General features: G+C 67.1%; 13 protein-coding genes. 1 reads left to right on the top strand and 12 read right to left on the bottom strand.

Annotated elements, in window-relative coordinates:
- Positions 1-59: 59 nt before the first annotated feature.
- The 12 genes from HMP06_RS03155 to HMP06_RS03100 form a co-directional block, all read right to left on the bottom strand.
- A complete protein-coding gene (locus HMP06_RS03155; RefSeq protein ID WP_176495787.1) occupies positions 60-1,952 on the bottom strand; it encodes an XrtA/PEP-CTERM system amidotransferase in 1,893 nt (630 codons plus the stop codon).
- Positions 1,953-1,995: 43 nt separating this feature from the next.
- Positions 1,996-3,525 carry an exosortase A gene (gene xrtA, locus HMP06_RS03150; protein ID WP_443026508.1) on the bottom strand — a complete coding sequence of 510 codons (1,530 nt, stop codon included), beginning with the start codon at positions 3,523-3,525 and terminating at the stop codon, positions 1,996-1,998.
- Positions 3,526-3,535: 10 nt separating this feature from the next.
- Positions 3,536-4,747, bottom strand: coding sequence for a TIGR03087 family PEP-CTERM/XrtA system glycosyltransferase (locus HMP06_RS03145; RefSeq protein WP_176495786.1), 1,212 nt, complete (start codon positions 4,745-4,747; stop codon positions 3,536-3,538).
- Entirely contained in the window at positions 4,747-5,820 is a 1,074-nt protein-coding gene (locus HMP06_RS03140; protein ID WP_176495785.1) for a FemAB family XrtA/PEP-CTERM system-associated protein, read from the bottom strand. The genes HMP06_RS03145 and HMP06_RS03140 overlap by 1 nt, the downstream gene beginning before the upstream one ends.
- Positions 5,817-6,662, bottom strand: a complete 846-nt coding sequence (locus HMP06_RS03135) for an XrtA system polysaccharide deacetylase (RefSeq protein ID WP_176495784.1) — start codon at positions 6,660-6,662, stop codon at positions 5,817-5,819. Before HMP06_RS03135 ends, HMP06_RS03140 begins: the two co-directional genes overlap by 4 nt.
- A 61-nt stretch (positions 6,663-6,723) precedes the next feature.
- Positions 6,724-8,064 (bottom strand): AAA family ATPase, encoded by a 1,341-nt coding sequence (locus HMP06_RS03130; protein WP_176495783.1) that lies wholly within the window; start codon positions 8,062-8,064, stop codon positions 6,724-6,726.
- 39 nt (positions 8,065-8,103) lie between these two features.
- Positions 8,104-9,750, bottom strand: a complete 1,647-nt coding sequence (locus HMP06_RS03125; RefSeq protein WP_176495782.1) for a hypothetical protein — start codon at positions 9,748-9,750, stop codon at positions 8,104-8,106.
- Positions 9,747-10,667: an AAA family ATPase gene (locus HMP06_RS03120; RefSeq protein ID WP_176495781.1), complete on the bottom strand. Its 921-nt coding sequence runs from the start codon at positions 10,665-10,667 to the stop codon at positions 9,747-9,749. Before HMP06_RS03120 ends, HMP06_RS03125 begins: the two co-directional genes overlap by 4 nt.
- Positions 10,664-12,184, bottom strand: a complete 1,521-nt coding sequence (locus HMP06_RS03115) for an XrtA system polysaccharide chain length determinant (RefSeq protein WP_176495780.1) — start codon at positions 12,182-12,184, stop codon at positions 10,664-10,666. The genes HMP06_RS03120 and HMP06_RS03115 overlap by 4 nt, the downstream gene beginning before the upstream one ends.
- A 15-nt stretch (positions 12,185-12,199) precedes the next feature.
- Positions 12,200-12,844, bottom strand: coding sequence for an XrtA/PEP-CTERM system exopolysaccharide export protein (locus HMP06_RS03110; RefSeq protein WP_176495779.1), 645 nt, complete (start codon positions 12,842-12,844; stop codon positions 12,200-12,202).
- A gap of 118 nt (positions 12,845-12,962) precedes the next feature.
- On the bottom strand, positions 12,963-14,195 hold the full coding sequence (locus HMP06_RS03105) for a pyridoxal-dependent decarboxylase, exosortase A system-associated (RefSeq protein ID WP_176495778.1): 1,233 nt from the start codon (positions 14,193-14,195) through the stop codon (positions 12,963-12,965).
- Positions 14,192-15,691, bottom strand: a complete 1,500-nt coding sequence (locus tag HMP06_RS03100; protein WP_176495777.1) for an AMP-binding protein — start codon at positions 15,689-15,691, stop codon at positions 14,192-14,194. Before HMP06_RS03100 ends, HMP06_RS03105 begins: the two co-directional genes overlap by 4 nt.
- A gap of 107 nt (positions 15,692-15,798) precedes the next feature.
- On the opposite strand from HMP06_RS03100, the gene HMP06_RS03095 reads away from it, so the two are divergent.
- Entirely contained in the window at positions 15,799-16,071 is a 273-nt protein-coding gene (locus HMP06_RS03095; RefSeq protein WP_176495776.1) for an acyl carrier protein, read from the top strand.
- The last annotated feature ends 51 nt before the right edge of the window (positions 16,072-16,122 follow it).

The raw sequence follows: 16,122 nt of genomic DNA, 5'->3' as shown, positions 1-16,122 counted from the left end.
GAACAGGTGGATCGTGGCTCCGCTGTCGTCAATGCGCTAGGGCCTCGCGCTACGCCACTTCACGAAAACAACCGCGCCATCGATCGCTCCAGCATCACCAATTGCCACAGCGTGCGCCCATGGTCGGCGCGGCCTGCGCGGTGGTCCTCGGCGAGGCGGGCGATCGTGGCGGGGTCGAACCAGCCGGTGCCGACCAGCACGCGGGAGCGGGCAAGCGCCGCCGCCTCCCCCGCCAGCGGCCCCCGGAACCACGCACTGATCGGGGTGACGAAGCCCATTTTCGGGCGATAGAGAATGTCCTTGGGAAGATAGCGCTCCATCGATTTCTTGAGCAGCCACTTCCCCTGCCCGCCCCGCAAGCGCATCCCGACGGGGAGTTTCGCGGCGAATTCGACCAGGCGATAATCGAGCAGTGGCTCGCGCGCCTCCAGACTGACCGCCATGCTGGTGCGGTCGGCCTTGGTCAGGATGTCGCCGGGCAGCCAATGCTGGAAATCGGCATATTGCGCACGGTCGAGCGCGTCGCGTGCGGGGGCATCGCGCATCGATCGGACGTAGCGGTCCTCGGCGCGGTGTCCGCCGAGCGCGCTGCGGGCGGCATCGCTGAACAAGGCTGCGCGTAACGCGGGCGTGGTCACGCCGACCGAGCGGGCATAGCCCTCTGCGCCATCTTCGGCGAGCGCGAGCAGCGTGCTCTTCGCGCGGAGCGGGCGTGGTGCCCAATCGGCTTTGGGATAATAGCGCCCGAGCGTGCCGAACACGGTCTGGCGGATCGAGGCGGGCACGAGGCTCCGCACGCGTTCCTCCGCCGCTTGAAACTTGTAACGGCGATAGCCTGCAAACGCCTCATCCGCGCCATCGCCCGAGAGCGCGACCGTCACATCCTCGCGTGCGAGTTCGCATACGCGGTACGTGGCGAGCGCCGATGCGTCGGCGAAGGGCTCGTCGAACGCGTGGACGAGCGTGTCGATCAGGCTGAAATCGTCCGCCGCGACGATCCGCTCGCGGTGCTGCGTGGCGAAGCGGCGGGCGATCTCGTCGGCGTAGCGGCGCTCGTCGAGGCTGGCTTCGTCGAAGCCGATCGTACAGGTGCGCACCGCACCGCGCGATGCCTCCGCCATCAGCGCGACCACTGCCGAGCTATCGACCCCACCCGACAGGAAGGCCCCAAGCGGCACGTCCGACACCATCCGCGAGGTGACGGCATCGCGCAACAGCGCGAGCAGCTCTTCCTCAAGCGCCTTGGCGGAGCCGGTCGCGCGGCGGCTGAAATCCACGTCCCACCAGCGCGACGGCGCGGGTACGGACTTGCCGCGTTCGATCAGCAAAGAGTGGCCCGCGGGGAGCTTCTTCACGCCCGCGACGAGGCAGGTGTCGTCGGGGACGTAGCCGAACGCGAGATAATCCTCGACCGCGCTGATCTGCGGCGCGCGGCGCAGCAGTGGATGGGCGAGCAGGCCCTTCAGTTCGGACGCGAACGCCACCGCGCCATCGGACAGTTCGGCATAATGCAGCGGCTTCACGCCCAACCGGTCGCGCGCGAGGAACAGGCATTGCCGCCGCGCATCGTGCAGCGCGAAGGCGAACATCCCGTTCAAGCGATCGAGCATCGCAAGACCCCAGGCCGCCCAGCCGTGGAGCAGCACCTCGGTATCGCCCGCCGTCACGAACACCGCGCCCAGCGCCTGCAATTCGGCACGCAGCGCGGCGAAATTGTAAATTTCGCCGTTGTAGGTGACGGTCAGCGCGCCGTCGGCGCTGGCCATCGGTTGGGGAGAGCCCGCGACATCGATGATCGAAAGACGGCGATGCCCCAGGCCGACACCGGGCGCGGTCCACACGCCCGATCCATCCGGCCCGCGATGCGCCTGCGCGTCCGCCATCGCCTGGATCCTTGCGGGATCGACCGGCTTTGGGGTGGACGGATAATAAAGACCGGCGATGCCGCACATCAGGCGCGCTTACCGATCCCGGCGCGATCCGTCACCCCCGCGCTCACGGCATTCCCGCCGCGCGATCGGCGATGCGTTCGATCGGGCCGAGCGCCGCGACGAAACGCGCCATCGCCGCGCGCGGATCGGACCCCGGCGTGGCCTCGGCCGAGACATGCACCGCTACCGCGCGCTGCGGCCCGCCGAGCAGCTTGGCCCGAAGCGTTGCTAGCTTAACAACGGCCGGGCGATGGGTCAGGACGTCCCCTACGCGGTACCACGTCACGACTTGACGCTCGACCGGGCCGGGCGCGGTGATGCGCATCGCCGATCCGCCATCCAGATCGGGCAGGTCCGACACGCGGACCCAGCGGTCATCCTCACGCAACGGCCCGACGCCGAACGCAACGACCTCCTTGCCCTCGCGCTGGCTGCCATAAACGGCGATCGCCAGATCGACCGACTCACCGCTGGCATCGGTGTAGCGGCCGAACAGAAAATGATCGGCGTTCGGATAATTGGGCGACCAGGTGGCGCGGATGCTGGTCGCGCTGCGGTGCCAGCCGGGAACCTCCGGCAGCGCGATCCGATCCGGCAACGCCTGCGCACGCCCGGCGATTGCCGAAGACCATGCCGGGAAAACCGCAGCCGTCGCCAAGATCAAGGCTGCAGCAAGCGGCGCATCGAGGCGGAACCGCGGAACCGCCTGCAACCGCGCCGGATCGAACACCGGCGCATCGGGCGCGCGATCGAACCAGCGCCAGCCGATCGCGATCACCGCCGCCATCACCACGCCGAAGAACACCCAGCCATAGACGATATGGTCCATGCCCGTCGCTTGCTCGACCGAGGTGAGATAGGCCGCATAGATCGTCCCGAACGCCCGCAACCCATTGGCGAGGATCGGCACCACCAATGCGACGACCATGAAAATCGCGCGTCTGCGCCACGAGACGAAACAGACATTGGCGACCAGCGCGCCATAGGCGATCATCGCGATCACGAACTTCGCGCCGGAACATGCCTCGGCCACTTCGAAATAGCCGTTCGGAATGGTGATCAGCACGCCATCGACCTGCGCGGGGACGCCGAAGAGATGGAGCAACGGCATCGTCATCGCGACGGTCGCGGTTTGCAGCGGCTCCTCCAGCCCCTCGCCGAACGGCACGAGGAACACCGCGTAGCAAAGCGGAAACAGCAGCGCGCGCGCGACATTGGGGCCGAGCAACGTGACCACCGCACCCTGCAGCATCAGCACGATGCCGAGGTGCCGCGCGAGCGCCACGCCGCCCGCATCGCCGAGCAGCCAGCCGAGCCCGCCGAGCGCGACCAGCAGCAGCCCCGGTGCCCAGGCGACCGGGGTCAGCTGCGCTAGGCCCGCGCGGCGCTGCCACACCAGCCACGCCAGTACCGGCGGAATGAACAGGCAGTGCCCAAAGGTCGTGCTGGTCCACCATATCTTCGTCAGGGCAGTAACGTCATGCCAGAACAGCCCGACCAACAGCAGCGCCACGCCGCCCAGGATCGCGCTAGGCCGCCGCCATGCGGTCGGCACGGCGGGGTCGATCGCGAAGGCAGACGCGGGAACGGGAATGGTCACCGCATCACGCCACGACGCACCGCGACGGTGCCACGACTGCCAGGCCTAGGATTGCATCGAGCGGGGCGAGCCGCGCTTCCCAGCTATAGCGTGCCTGAACCTGCGCGCGGGCATCGCGGCCCATCTGCGCGGCTCCGTCCTGATCGTCGAGGATCGCGGTAATCTGCGCGGCGATCTCATCCCCGGTCCCGCCTACGCGAACCGTGTCGGAATGATCGATGCCCTCGGCCGCGGGAATCGAGGCGACCACCGGCCGCGCCATCGCCATCGCCTCGAGCACTTTGTTCTGCACGCCGCGCGCGAGCTTCAGCGGCGCGACCACCACCGATGCCGCGGCAAGCCAGCCGCGGACGTCTGCAACTTCGCCCGTCACGATCACGCCGGGCCGCTTGGTAAGCGCCTGCACCGCATCGCTCGGCGCGCGCCCGACGATGGCGAAGCGCGCATTCGGGTGGCGCTGCTGCACCTGCGGCAGGATCGCCTCAGCAAACCATGTCACCGCCTCGATATTCGGGCGGTAATCCATCTGTCCGGTGAAGACGATCAGCGGAGCGGTCGTGGCGATCGGTTCGAACGCGGCGGCGGGATCGAAGAAATCGGTGTCGATGCCGTTTTCGACGGCGTGGACGCGCGCGGCCCCGGTCGTGTCACGGAAAAGGTGCGCCTCGGCTCCGCTGACGAACAGGCTTGCATCGGCGGCTCCGGCGACGGCGCTTTCGTAGCGTTGCAGCAAGCGTGCCTCGCGCCCCATCATCCACGCCATCAGCCCGTGCGATTGCTTGGCATAATCGGCGAACTTGGCCGAATCCATGTCGACGAAATCCATGATGACCTGCTGGCGCGGATCCGCCGGCAGATATTGCGCCATCTGGCTGGAAAAGACGTAGATCGTGTCGATCGCGTGCGACGCCAAGGTGCGCTCGACCGCCGCGCGCAGCGACGCATCGTCGAACGCGGTCAGCGACACGGGTTTGCGCGATAGCAGCGCCTGCACCGCCGCCGTAGCGCGTGTTTTCGCGCGCCAGATGATCGTGGGGTTTCCGGTAACCTTGGCGAGTCCATCCGCCGGCTTCATGTCGCGCGCATCGTCGGCAAAGGCGATCAGATGCACGCGTTTGCGCGCAGCCAGGAATTTCAGGATGTGAAAGCCGCGGATCTTGTCGCCGCGATCGGGCGGATAGGGCACGCGGTGGCCCAGAAACAGGATGTCGCCCATCAGCCCAGGCCGCGCGAAATATGCGGCCCCACCAGGTTCGCGATCCACAGCGGCAGCGTCTTCCACAGCTCGACCTTACGGGCGTAGCGCGGGTCGAGCGGGTTGATCTCGCGCACCGGCTCGCCCGGTGCAGCGCGCTTGCCATAGGATAGTGGGACGCCCTCGAAGCCCCAATTCTTCTTGAACGCGGCGGGACCGGTACCCGCCTTGGAACGGCCGAAATCGAACCGTGTGCAGCCCTTGGCACGGGCGTGCGCCATCAGCGCGAAATACATCCGGTCGTTGGCGCGAAGGCCGCGCGCCGCGTGCGTGCCGCCGCCCCAATAGGGATAGACGGTGCCGTTGAAGTACAGGCTTAACACGCTCGCGACCGCGCGCCCGTCATGGCGGACGGTGAGGATATCGGCGGATTCACCAAATTCCTGCAGAACCGCGCGGAACAGCGCCGCCGGGAAGACCGGGGTGCCGAGATTGTGCACCGATTCGGCATAGACCGCATAATGCGCCTTCAGGTCGTCGCGCCCATGCCCGACCGTGATCGCCAGATCGGCATCGAGGGCCTTGCGCACCTCGGCGCGTTGCTTGCGCGGGATGGCGAGCAGTTCCGCCTCATCGCTGTCCGCCAGCGGACGGGTGAAACCAAGATAGGTGTCGGTATCGACATGCCACGCATCGCCCGGCAGCGGCCCGCCGCGCAGTTCAAGCGTCGGACACTTCAATCGCTGCGCCAGCGTCCAAGCGGCATCGCCCAATGCGGTGGTCGCCGCTGCGCTCTCGGCCAAAATACCGCCGCCAATCGCGAAGCCATTCGAGACCAAGGCCCGGCCGAACAGTGGCGAGCTGACCTCTGTCAGTGGCACGAAGCCGGCAAGCGATCCGTCGGCGCGTTCGGCGACGAGCGTATGGCTGGTCTGGCCGCAGCCCTTGGCGACGCCGAGGCTCCACGCCGTCAGGTGAAAGGGCGTCGCCTCCGGATGGGCGCGGACGAACGCATCGATCCGCGCGCGTTCATTCGCGTCGCGCAGATCGACCGCGCGGACCGCGACCAGCCCCGAGAGCGGCTGGACCGTCATGCGGCCAGCGCAATCGGCGGTTCGATCGGGTGAAGATCGCGCACGACTGCATCGACCCGGCCCCATTCGTGCCGCGACAACAGCCCGCGCAGTTTACCCGCCATTGCGCCCAGGCGGCTGTAATGCCGCAGCTTCGATTTGGCGGGGGCGTTGGCGACGCGCGGCTGGCCGGGGTCGATCTCCCACGGATGGAAATAGAACACGGCGGGCTGCCCCTGCCCCGCCACTTGCCGCACCGCATAATCGGTGAGCGCGGCGGGGAAGAGGCGGAAGAAGCCACCCCCGGTCGCCATCCGCCGCGAACCCAGTTCGGCGACCGTCACGGGCAATTCGATCAGAGCGGCATCGGCGAGCGGGCGAAAGGCGAAGCGCGGAGCCTCGGGCCAGCCGTAATGATCGTGGCGCAGCGGCGCGACGCTGGAGGAATAGGCATAGCCCTCCTCCGCCAGCACGTGATGCGCCCAGGGCGTGCGTGCGTCGATCGAGAAACTGGGCGCGCGATATCCGGTGATGGCGACGCCGCCGGCATCCTCCAGCGCCTTGCGCGCGCGGGCGATGTCGGCGCGGAAGCGGGCAGCGTCGAGCGTGAAGACGCGGTCGTGATCCCAGCCGTGACTCGCCAGTTCATGCCCCTGCTCGACAATCCGGCGGATCATAGCCGGGTAGCGTTCGGCCACCCAGCCGAGCGTGAAGAAGGTCGCCTTGGTCCCGGTTTCGGCGAACAAGGCCAGCACGGCATCGGTATTGCGCTCGACGCGCGGCAGCAGCGAATCCCAATCGTCCTTGGCGATCACCTTTTCGAAGGCGCCGACCTGAAACCAGTCCTCGACATCGACGGACATGCCATGAAGGGGGTGGCCGTGAAGAGGTTGGCCGTAAAGGGGTTGGCCGGGCCGCATCGCCTCAGCCCTCTGCGGCGTGGGGGGCAGCGACGTTCGGGCTCTGCTCGCCCTCGGCCCAATCGACCAGCAGCGTCAGCACGCGGCGCAGCGCCACGTCCTGTTCGTCCAGGCGCGCTTCGAGCGCGGCGATGCGCCCGGCGACATCGTCCTGCGCGGGTTCGGGCATCGCGACGGGTTCGGGCGCGGCAACCGGCTCGGGTTCAGCTTCGGCCATCGGCAGTGGCGCGATCCTGTCGGTCGGCTCGGGGCGCGTCAGGCGGATCGGCCGCGGTTCGGCGGGCGGCGGAATGTGCGCGATCGGTAGCGGACGCGCCGGCTCCGGCTCCGGCTCCGGCTCCGGCTCTGGCTCCGGCTCCGGCTCTGGCTCCGGCTCCGGCTCGGGCTCTGGCTCGGGCTCGAAAGCAGCGATCACAGGCTCGGGTTCATCGGCGACCGGCACATCGGGTTCGGCCTGAATTTCCGGTTCGGGCAGCGGTGCCGATGCCGGCGCAGCCACGAATGCCGGAACGGTGATCGGCTTCACGCCCGGCATGTCCCCGGCGATGTCGGCGACCACAGTCGCCACCGCGCGCCCGTCGATCGTATCGAGCTGCTCGATCGAACCGTAGAGCAAGACGCGACCGGCAAGCTGGTTGAGGCGGCGCGGCACGCCGTCCGATCCGGCATAGAGCGCGCCGAAAGCATCGGGTGTAAAATGCGGCCGCCCAGTCCAGCCGACGACGCCCAGGCGATGGCGCATGTACGGCTCGACCTCTTCGCGCTCCATCGGATCGAGATGGTGCATTGCGATCACGCGCTGGCGCAATTGTTCGAGCCGGTCCGAGCCGTGCAGCCGTTCGCGGAATTCGGGCTGGCCGAGCAGGAAGATCTGCAGCAACGCATGGCCGCCGGTCTGGAAATTCGACAGCATGCGCAATTCTTCGAGGCTCGACACCGGCAGCGCCTGCGCCTCATCGACGATCAGCAGCGTGCGCCGCCCGGTGCGCGCGGTCGCGTGCAACCCGCGTTCGATCGCGACCAGCAATTGCGCCTTGGTCAGGCCATCGCTGTCGACCTCAAGGCCGCCTGCGACCATCCGCAGCAGGTCCTCCGCCTCGATCTGGGTCGAGACGATCTTGATGACGTGCAGCCGCGTCGCATCGACCGTGGCCATCAAATGACCGACCAGCGTCGTCTTGCCCGCGCCGACATCGCCGGTGATGACAATGAAGCCCTCGCCTTGCGCCAGGCCATAGCCGAGATAGGCCATCGCCTTGCGGTGCGTCGCGGTATCGAACCAGAAGCGCGGATCAGGCGTCAGCGCGAACGGTCGGCCGCTCAATCCATAATGATCTTCGTACATGTTACCGTCCTCGCACGGGGTAATACTGTCCCAGGCGTTTCAGAATTGATACCGCACACCGACTTGGCCCTGCGCCGACAACTGATCGTCTGTGCCCTTTTGGCTGAACGAGTAGATGCCGGCCGACGCCGTCGTCGAGATGCGCCCGAAATTGCGATAATAGAGCCCGGTCGCGCCGGTGCTGAAGACGCCAGGGGCCGACGCAATCCCGCTATCGTAATAATTGGCGAAGACGTTGCCGTTCACGCCCGAGTTGCTGTCGATCGCTGCCGCCGCGAAGGCCTGCGCATAGTAGCTGTCATCGGTGACGCCGTTGATGTTGAAGCCCGTGCCGACCGGTGCCGAGAAGCGCCGCGTGGCATAGCCGCCGCCGACCCCGAAGCTTACCGCACCGCGCTTGGCGGCGATCACCGCATCGATTCCGCGTGCGCGGTATGCGGCGGTCGAGATCGACTGGAAAACGCCGTTCAGGCATCCGCCAGCCGAACCGCCCGCCGATCCGGCACCGGGCGCACCGGGATTGCCGAAGGTGCAGCCGCTAAACTGCTGCCCGAACGTGTCGCGCTGTTCGATGAAGCTGGTCGGCAAATTCGCAATCCCGTTGCGCAATTGCCGACCGAACGTATCGACGCTGTCATAGACGCCGACCTGAATGCCGAGCGCGCGCGATGCGGCATAGCTGAACGATCCGCTATAGGTCGTGCCCCCATAACGCCGCCCGGCGCGCGCCTGCAGCGTAGTGCGGCTCGACGGACGCCAGATCACTCCGGCGTCATAGATAATGCCATCGGTCTGATACGCGATGCGCTGCGGCGATGTCGGATCGGTGACGAAGCGACCGCGCGCGTCGGTGACGGGCACGCCGTTTCCGTCCCGCAGCGGGTCTTTCTGGCTGACGGTGATCTTCTCGTAACCAGCACCCGCAGTCAGCGCGAGCGTCGGCGCCACCGGCAGGACAAGGTCCACACGCGCGACCTTGCTCTCGAACTTCTGGTCCAGCTGCCCCGCAGTGCCGCGTTCATAGCCCACAGACACGTTGACGCCGACCGGCAGGATCGTGCCCGCCTTTACGCCGGCGCTGGCGTTGAAGACATGGCTTTGCGACGTGTCGAACGCATCGAGCCGGGGGCTGCCGGCGGGCACGCCGGTGACGCCGGGGGCTTCTACTTTGGTGAAGCCGTAGCGATAGCTCGCCGCAACCCCGACCGGGCCGACATGGCTGGCGAAATTGGGGCCGGCATAGACCGAATAGACTTGGCTGATATTGTCGACATTGCCCGCCAGTGTGCCGGGTGCCGCGCCGCGAATGTCGGAGCGGACGCGCGTCGCGATCGCGCCGCCTTCCAGCGTCAGGCCGGGCGCGACGATGAAGCTCGCGCGCGCCAAGCCGCTATGCACGTCGTCATCGCCGACGCGCTTGCTGTACGAAAAGCGGCGTTCGTAGCGATAGCTGACCTGAACCTGCGCGCGCTTGGTCTCGACCGAGGCACTCACCCCGGCGGCAACGGTCGAATAGGTCAGCACGTCGTTGTTCTTCAGGTCGGCAGTCACGACCTGGCCGATTTCGATAAACGGCGAAATCGATTTCCGGCGCTTCTGGTCTTGCGCGTGCGCGGGCACAGCGACGAGCAGGGCGATCAGCCCGGCACCCAGGACGGTCGATACAGATGCGATTGGGCGCGTCATGTCGCGTCCTCCTCCTTCGTGTAATAGGTGCCGAAGCGGCGACCGCCGGGTGCGAAGGCAACGGCATTGAGAACCAGTTGGACGTGTTCGCAGCCATCGAGCAGCGCGACCGCTTCGCGCAGGTCGCTTTCCCCGGTCCGGTCGGCGCGGACGACGAGCATCGCCTGCCCGGCATAGTTCGCCAGCACCGACGCAGGCGACGCGGCCAGCACCGGAGGCGAATCGAAGATCAGGATCCGCGTCGGATCGGCGGCAAGCAGTTGCGCGATCAGTTCGCCGGTACGTGCGCTGGCAACGAGTTCGGTGTCGGCGGTGGTCTTCGTCCCGCACGGCAGCAAGCTCAAGTGCGGCACGTCGGTGCGCACGACGCAGCGCTCGATATCGACCTTCGCATCGGCCAGCGCATCAAGCAGGCCCGGCCCTTCAGGCAGGCCAAGCCGCGCCATCACGTCGGGCTTGGCGAAATCGGCGTCGATCAGCAGCACCTCGACATCGCGTTCCGCCGCCAGGGAAATGGCGAGGTTGACCGCGCAATAGGTCTTGCCGTCATTGGGCTGCGCCGAGCAAACCAACATCGTGCGCGACAGATCGGCGTCGCTGCGCCGGATCGTGCGCGCGGTCGTCAGCAACTGCCGCTTCACCAGGCGAAATTCCTCGGTCAGCGCGTCGATCGGCGCACCCGGCACGATGATCCCGCGTTCGGCCAGCAAGGCGCGATCGATCGCCGTTACACCGCCGCGCGGTGCGAGCTTCACGAGCGCGGGGGGTGCGACCTGAGCCTTTGCAACCGGCGCTTGCACGACTGGCTGATCGGCCACCGGAGCGCTGCGCGCGCGCGCATGTTCGGCGAAGTCGTAGACCTCCGCCGCGCGTTCCAGCAGCGACGCCTTCACCTTGCGTGGTGTCATGTCGCTCATGCCGCCAATCCCCGCTGGAGCATCTCGACGCCGAGCAAGGCGACGTACGCCACGCCCAGCGCAGCAGCCCCGCCCCCATAATACATCAGCATCCGCCGACGTGTGGCCAGTTCGACCTTGGTCACCATTTCGCCGATCGACCCGATCACCGGCATCCCGGTCGCCTTTTCCAGCCGTCCGGCAGTCGCAAAGGTCGTCTTCAACTGGCCGAGCGCAAAGGCGATCGCGACGCCGACGCCGAGCGCAGCGATCAGCACGCCGGTCAGCAGCAACGGACGGTTGGGGGCGGCCGGCACGCGCGGTGCGGTCGGCGGATCGATGACGCTGAACTTGATCGAATCGGTCTGGCTTTGCGCTTGGCCGCGCAGCTTGATCCCCTCGCGATCGGCGAGCAGCTTGGCATAGCCGTCCTTGAGCACTTGATAGTCGTTCTCGATCTGCGACTGTTCGGCGGCGACTTGCGGGTTGCCCGCCAGCTTCGCGGTGATCGTGTCGAGATCGCCCTGCAGCTGGCTTTTACGTGCCATCAGCGACGCGACTTGCGCCTGCTTGTCGCCCTGCAGCGAGCGCAGCGAGATATACGCGGGATTGGACGACCCGCCGCCCGCGCCGCCACCGACCAGCGGCTCGCCACGCGCCGCCGACTGCGCGGACGCCAGCTGACTACGGAGCGCGATCACGTCGGGGTGGTTCTCGGTATAGCCGCGTGCCCGCGCATCGGCGAGCTGGCCCTGGATCGCATTCAGCCGCGCGCGGGCCGGACCGGCGCTGACGCTCCCGGCCGCGCCCGCGATATTGGCAGGGGTCCCCGCCATCTGCCCGTTGATCGCCGCCAGGCCCGATTGCGCGGCGGCAAGATCACTATCGACCTGCGCCATCGCCGAGCGCGCCGCGCTCATCCGGTCGGTGAGCGATCCGGTACCCGGCAAGCTGCCGAGATAGCGGTTCTGGAAATCGGTGCGCTTGGCATCGGCGTCGGCGAGCTGCTTCTGCCGCTCCTCCAATTGCGCATCGAGGAATTTCAGGCTGGTGCTCGTCTCGTCGCGATCACCCGACAGATTCTGTTCGACGAACAGATCGATCAGCTTCTGGACGATCTGCCGCGTGACCTTGGGGCTCGATCCGGTCGCGACAATCGAGAAGAGATTGTCCTGCTCGGCGGTGATCTTGATCGCCTTGGACAGGCCCGCGACGCGGTCCGCCACGTCGCGGTCGGTCTTGACTGTGTTCGCAAGATCGGTGCCGCGCACGACTTTTTCCAGGCTCATGGCCGAGGTGAGCGTCTGGCGAATCGTATCGACGTCGCGCTGCTGATCGGCGGCGCTGATGCCCACCGCATTGGGCAGGATCGTGTTCATCTGCACGAACACACGCGCCCGCGATTCGTAGCTATTGGGGATTTGCGCGACAGCGGCCCAACCGAGCACGGCCACGCCCCACGCGACCGCAAGCGCGATCCAGCGGCGTGTCCAGATCGTATGCAGCGCGATCCGCAGCTCGTCGTAAAGACCGTTCATCCCCCTGCGCGCTCCTTAAAACATGCTCTCGGGGATGATGATCACGTCGCCCGGTTCGAGCCGGACGTTCGCACGGCTATCGCCCTCCTTCAGCAGGGTCGACAGCTTGACGGTATATTCGACTTGCTTGCCGGTGTTACGATCGTAGCGGACCAGCTTCGCGCGGTTGCCCGCGGCAAATTCGCTCAAGCCGCCAACCGCGATCATCGCGTCGAGCAGCGTCATGTTCGCGCGGTACGGGATCGACGCGGGCTTCGCAGTGGCGCCGATGATGCGGACCTGCTGGCTGAAGGTGCCCGAGAAATTCTCGACGATGACCGAGACGATCGGGTCCTTGATATATTCGCCGAGCGCGATCTTCATGTCGTCGGCGAGCATCCGCGGCGTCTTGCCGACGGCGGGCATGTCGCTGATCAGCGGCGTGGTGATGCGGCCGTCGGGGCGCACCTGCACCTTGGTCGACAGTTCGGGGTTGCGCCACACGAAGATGCTGAGCTGGTCGAGCGGGCCGATCATATACTCTTCGCCCGGCTGTTCCTGCCCTGCGACGAAGGTGGCGGCGGGAAGTTGGGGGCGGCTGCCGCCGGCACAGCTCGTCAGCGCCATCGCAGCGACGCCAGCGACCAATACCCCCCGGAAAGACTTGAAGAAACGCGCCATGCAAACCTCCTGCCGCGCGGTTCCCCCGATACGTCACGTCTGACGTACCCGGACAGGGTCGCGGCTATCGTGCCGATATGCCGCGCGAGAGGTAAAGATTGCGTTAGGAATGGCGGACTTAGCCGCCGTGGGTGCCCACCAGCAGCTCGCGCGGGGCGGGATGGCCGAGGAAGCCGGTGGGGCTTGCGCTGAGGCCGTAGGCACCCGCCATGAACACTGCGACAAGATCCCCGGCCTGCGCCACGGGCAACGTCACGCGGTCGCCAAGACGATCAAGCGGGGTGCAGAGCGGGCCGACGACGCTGACGGTTTCGGTCGCGGCGTCGGGCGCGGCAGAGGCTATGGCAACGGGGTAGTTGCGCTTGACCACGGTGCCGAGATTGCCGCTGGCGGCGAGTTGGTGGTTCATGCCGCCATCGGTGACCAGGAAAGTTTCGCCGCGGCTTTCCTTCCGATCGACGATGCGGGTCAGGTACACGCCGCTCTCGCCGACAAGCCAGCGGCCGAGCTCGATCGCAAAGCCACCGTCTGCGCGGGTCAGCGGCGACTGCTCGATCGCTTCGCCGAGTGCCGCGCCGATCGCCATGACGTCGATCGGCATCTCGCCCGGGAAATAGGGAATGCCGAAACCGCCGCCGAGATTGGTGAGCTGCGGGACGGTGCCGACCTGATCCGCCAGCCGCTCGGCCAGGGCGAGCGCACCGGTCAGCGCATCGATCAGTGCGTTCACATCAAGCGTTTGCGATCCGGCGAAGATGTGAAGGCCCTGCCAATCCGCTCCGCCCGTGAGGATCGACTCGATCAGCGACGCGGCGCGATCGGCATCCACGCCGAACGGCGTCGCACGCCCGCCCATCCGCATCCCCGATCCGCGCAGTTCGAAATCGGGATTAACCCGCACCGCCACGCGCGGGCGGATGCCGAGCCGATCGCCGATCGCGCGCGCCCGCCGCCACTCGCCTTCGGACTCTAGATTGATCGTCGCGCCCGCCTCGATTGCGGCGGTCAGTTCGTCGTCGCGCTTGCCGGGTCCGGCGAAGCTGATCGCGGCGGCGGGCTTGCGCCGCAGCGCGATGCCCAATTCGCCGCCGGAGGCCACGTCCAGCCCGTCGACCAGCGGCGCGATGGCGTCGAGCAAAGACGCAAACGGGTTGGCCTTGATCGCATAATGCAGCTTCACGCGCTCCGGCATTGCCGCGCGAAACGTCCCGATGCGCGCCGAGATCACGCCGAAATCATAGACGAACAGCGGGGTATCGCCCGCGACCTTCGCCCAATGCTCGGCGTTTTCGCCCGCGATTACGAGCGGCGCGTGGGCGAATGCAGCGGGGATGGTGCCCATTGGCTTCATGACGCCACCTCCATCTTGAGCGCTGCGCGGTCAAGTTTGCCGTTCGCGTTGCGCGGCAATTCGGCGCGCCATTCGTAGCGCGACGGTTGCTGAAAACTCGGCAGATCGCGCCGGAGCCGCGCGCGCAAATCGGCTTCGTGTGTGCCGTCGCCCCGCGCCACCACGACGATCGCCTGCCCCAGCCGAGCGTCGGGCACGCCGATCGCCACCGCCTCGGCCGTCTCGCCGCCCGCCACGACGGCTTCCTCGATTTCGGTCGGGCTGATGCGGTTTCCCGCGCTCTTGATCATCTCGTCATCGCGCCCGACGAAACGGAATAAGCCGCCCGCATCCATTGTCACCGTATCGCCAGACCACACCGCCATGCCGCCAGACTCGGCCCAGGCGGGCGTCGGTCGAAAGCGCTGCGCCGTCCGCTCCGCATCGCCCCAATAGCCCTGCGCGACGAGCGGCCCGGCATGGACCAATTCCCCCGGCTCGCCGACCGCCGCCTGGCTCCCATCGGCGCGAACCGCCATCACCTCGGCAAAAGGAATCGCGCGGCCGATCGAATCGGGATGCGCGGCGACCAGATCGGGCGCGAGATAGGTCGATCGGAACGCCTCGGTCAGGCCATACATCGGATACAGGTGGGCCTGCGGGAAGCGTTGGCACAACCCGGCGATGATCGGCGCGGTCAACGCCCCGCCGGAATTGGTCAGCCTTTTCAAATTGAATGCGACCGCTTCTGGCCACTCGCTCACAAGCAATTGCACCCACAACGGCGGCACGCCTGCCAACGTCGTGGGCTCCAACCGCTCAACCGCCTTAACCACATCGCGCGCGGTCAGATAATCGAGCGGCGCATAGCTCGCGCCCGCCGCCCAGGTCGAAAAGATCTGGTTCTGGCCATAATCGAAACTGAGCGGCAGCACGCCGAGCACGCGATCGGCCGGCGTGAGCCCAAGGTACTGCGCGACCGAAATCGCGCCGAGCCAGAGATTGGCATGGCTGAGCATCACGCCCTTGGGCCGCCCGGTCGAACCCGATGTGTAGAGGATCGCAGCAAGCGTGTCGGGGTCGGCGGCGGAGGGCGGCAGTGCATCCGCGCTTTCAACGTCGCCCTCATCGAACGCCGTGCAGCCACTCGGCACATCCCCCGGCTCCAGCGACGCCAGCCGACCGGCCTGCGTCACCAACGCCACCGCCCCGCTATCGGCCAGGATATGCGCCACTTGCGCACGCTTGAGCATCGGGTTGATCGGCACGTGGACTAGCCCCGCACGCGGCGCCGCCATCGGCAGCACGCACGCCAGACGCGTCTTCGGCAGCCAGCTCGCCACGCGCGCACCCGGCGCAAACCCCCGCCCCTGCAGCCATGCCGCCACTTCGCCGGTCAGCCGCTCCAGCCCGGCGAAATCGAGCGTGCCGGCGCGATCGATCAACGCGACCGCATCCGCTGCCCCGCGCGATGGCAGCATGTCGATCGGATAAGGATGTGGGTCGAGTGCGATCATTGCACCCCTGATAGCCGCGACACCCCGCCCATGAACAGGCACCTCTTGGCATCTCCCGCACCAGTCTCTATCGCACCGCACCATAACAGAGCGAAACGGGCCTCGACTTGCTTCCTGAAGATTATCACCAGATCGAATCGACCATCCGCGCGGTGCTGCGCGACGTGCTTGGCCTGAGCGAGGCGCGCGTCGCCGCGTTCCACACTGAGACGCCGCTGTTCGGCGCGCTGCCCGAGCTCGATTCGATGGCGGTCGCGGGCCTGCTGACCGAGATCGAAGAGCGGCTCGGCATCCTGATCGAGGATGACGAGGTCGATGGCGAGATGCTCGAGACGTTCGGATCGCTCGTCCGCTTCGCGGCCGCGAAGGCGCCGCGGTAGCCGATGGCTGCACGACCTGTCCCTCCCACCGTTCGTGCTGAGCTTGTCGAA

Source organism: Sphingomonas sp. HMP6, from assembly GCF_013374095.1.
In the GTDB taxonomy this organism is placed as follows: Bacteria; Pseudomonadota; Alphaproteobacteria; order Sphingomonadales; family Sphingomonadaceae; genus Sphingomonas.
The sequence above is the reverse complement of the archived record's forward strand: the minus strand, read 5'-3'. Positions and strand labels throughout refer to the sequence as shown.

Bases quoted from the DNA above. Each gene is read 5' to 3' on its own strand.
- HMP06_RS03110 (WP_176495779.1), bottom strand. From the start codon at position 12,844: ATGGCGCGTTTCTTCAAGTCTTTCCGGGGGGTATTGGTCGCTGGCGTC.
- HMP06_RS03130 (WP_176495783.1), bottom strand. From the start codon at position 8,064: ATGTACGAAGATCATTATGGATTGAGCGGCCGACCGTTCGCGCTGACG.
- HMP06_RS03120 (WP_176495781.1), bottom strand. From the start codon at position 10,667: ATGAGCGACATGACACCACGCAAGGTGAAGGCGTCGCTGCTGGAACGC.
- HMP06_RS03125 (WP_176495782.1), bottom strand. From the start codon at position 9,750: ATGACGCGCCCAATCGCATCTGTATCGACCGTCCTGGGTGCCGGGCTG.
- HMP06_RS03100 (WP_176495777.1), bottom strand. From the start codon at position 15,691: ATGATCGCACTCGACCCACATCCTTATCCGATCGACATGCTGCCATCG.
- HMP06_RS03105 (WP_176495778.1), bottom strand. From the start codon at position 14,195: ATGAAGCCAATGGGCACCATCCCCGCTGCATTCGCCCACGCGCCGCTC.
- HMP06_RS03145 (WP_176495786.1), bottom strand. From the start codon at position 4,747: ATGGGCGACATCCTGTTTCTGGGCCACCGCGTGCCCTATCCGCCCGAT.
- HMP06_RS03140 (WP_176495785.1), bottom strand. From the start codon at position 5,820: ATGACGGTCCAGCCGCTCTCGGGGCTGGTCGCGGTCCGCGCGGTCGAT.
- HMP06_RS03135 (WP_176495784.1), bottom strand. From the start codon at position 6,662: ATGTCCGTCGATGTCGAGGACTGGTTTCAGGTCGGCGCCTTCGAAAAG.
- HMP06_RS03115 (WP_176495780.1), bottom strand. From the start codon at position 12,184: ATGAACGGTCTTTACGACGAGCTGCGGATCGCGCTGCATACGATCTGG.
- HMP06_RS03155 (WP_176495787.1), bottom strand. From the start codon at position 1,952: ATGTGCGGCATCGCCGGTCTTTATTATCCGTCCACCCCAAAGCCGGTC.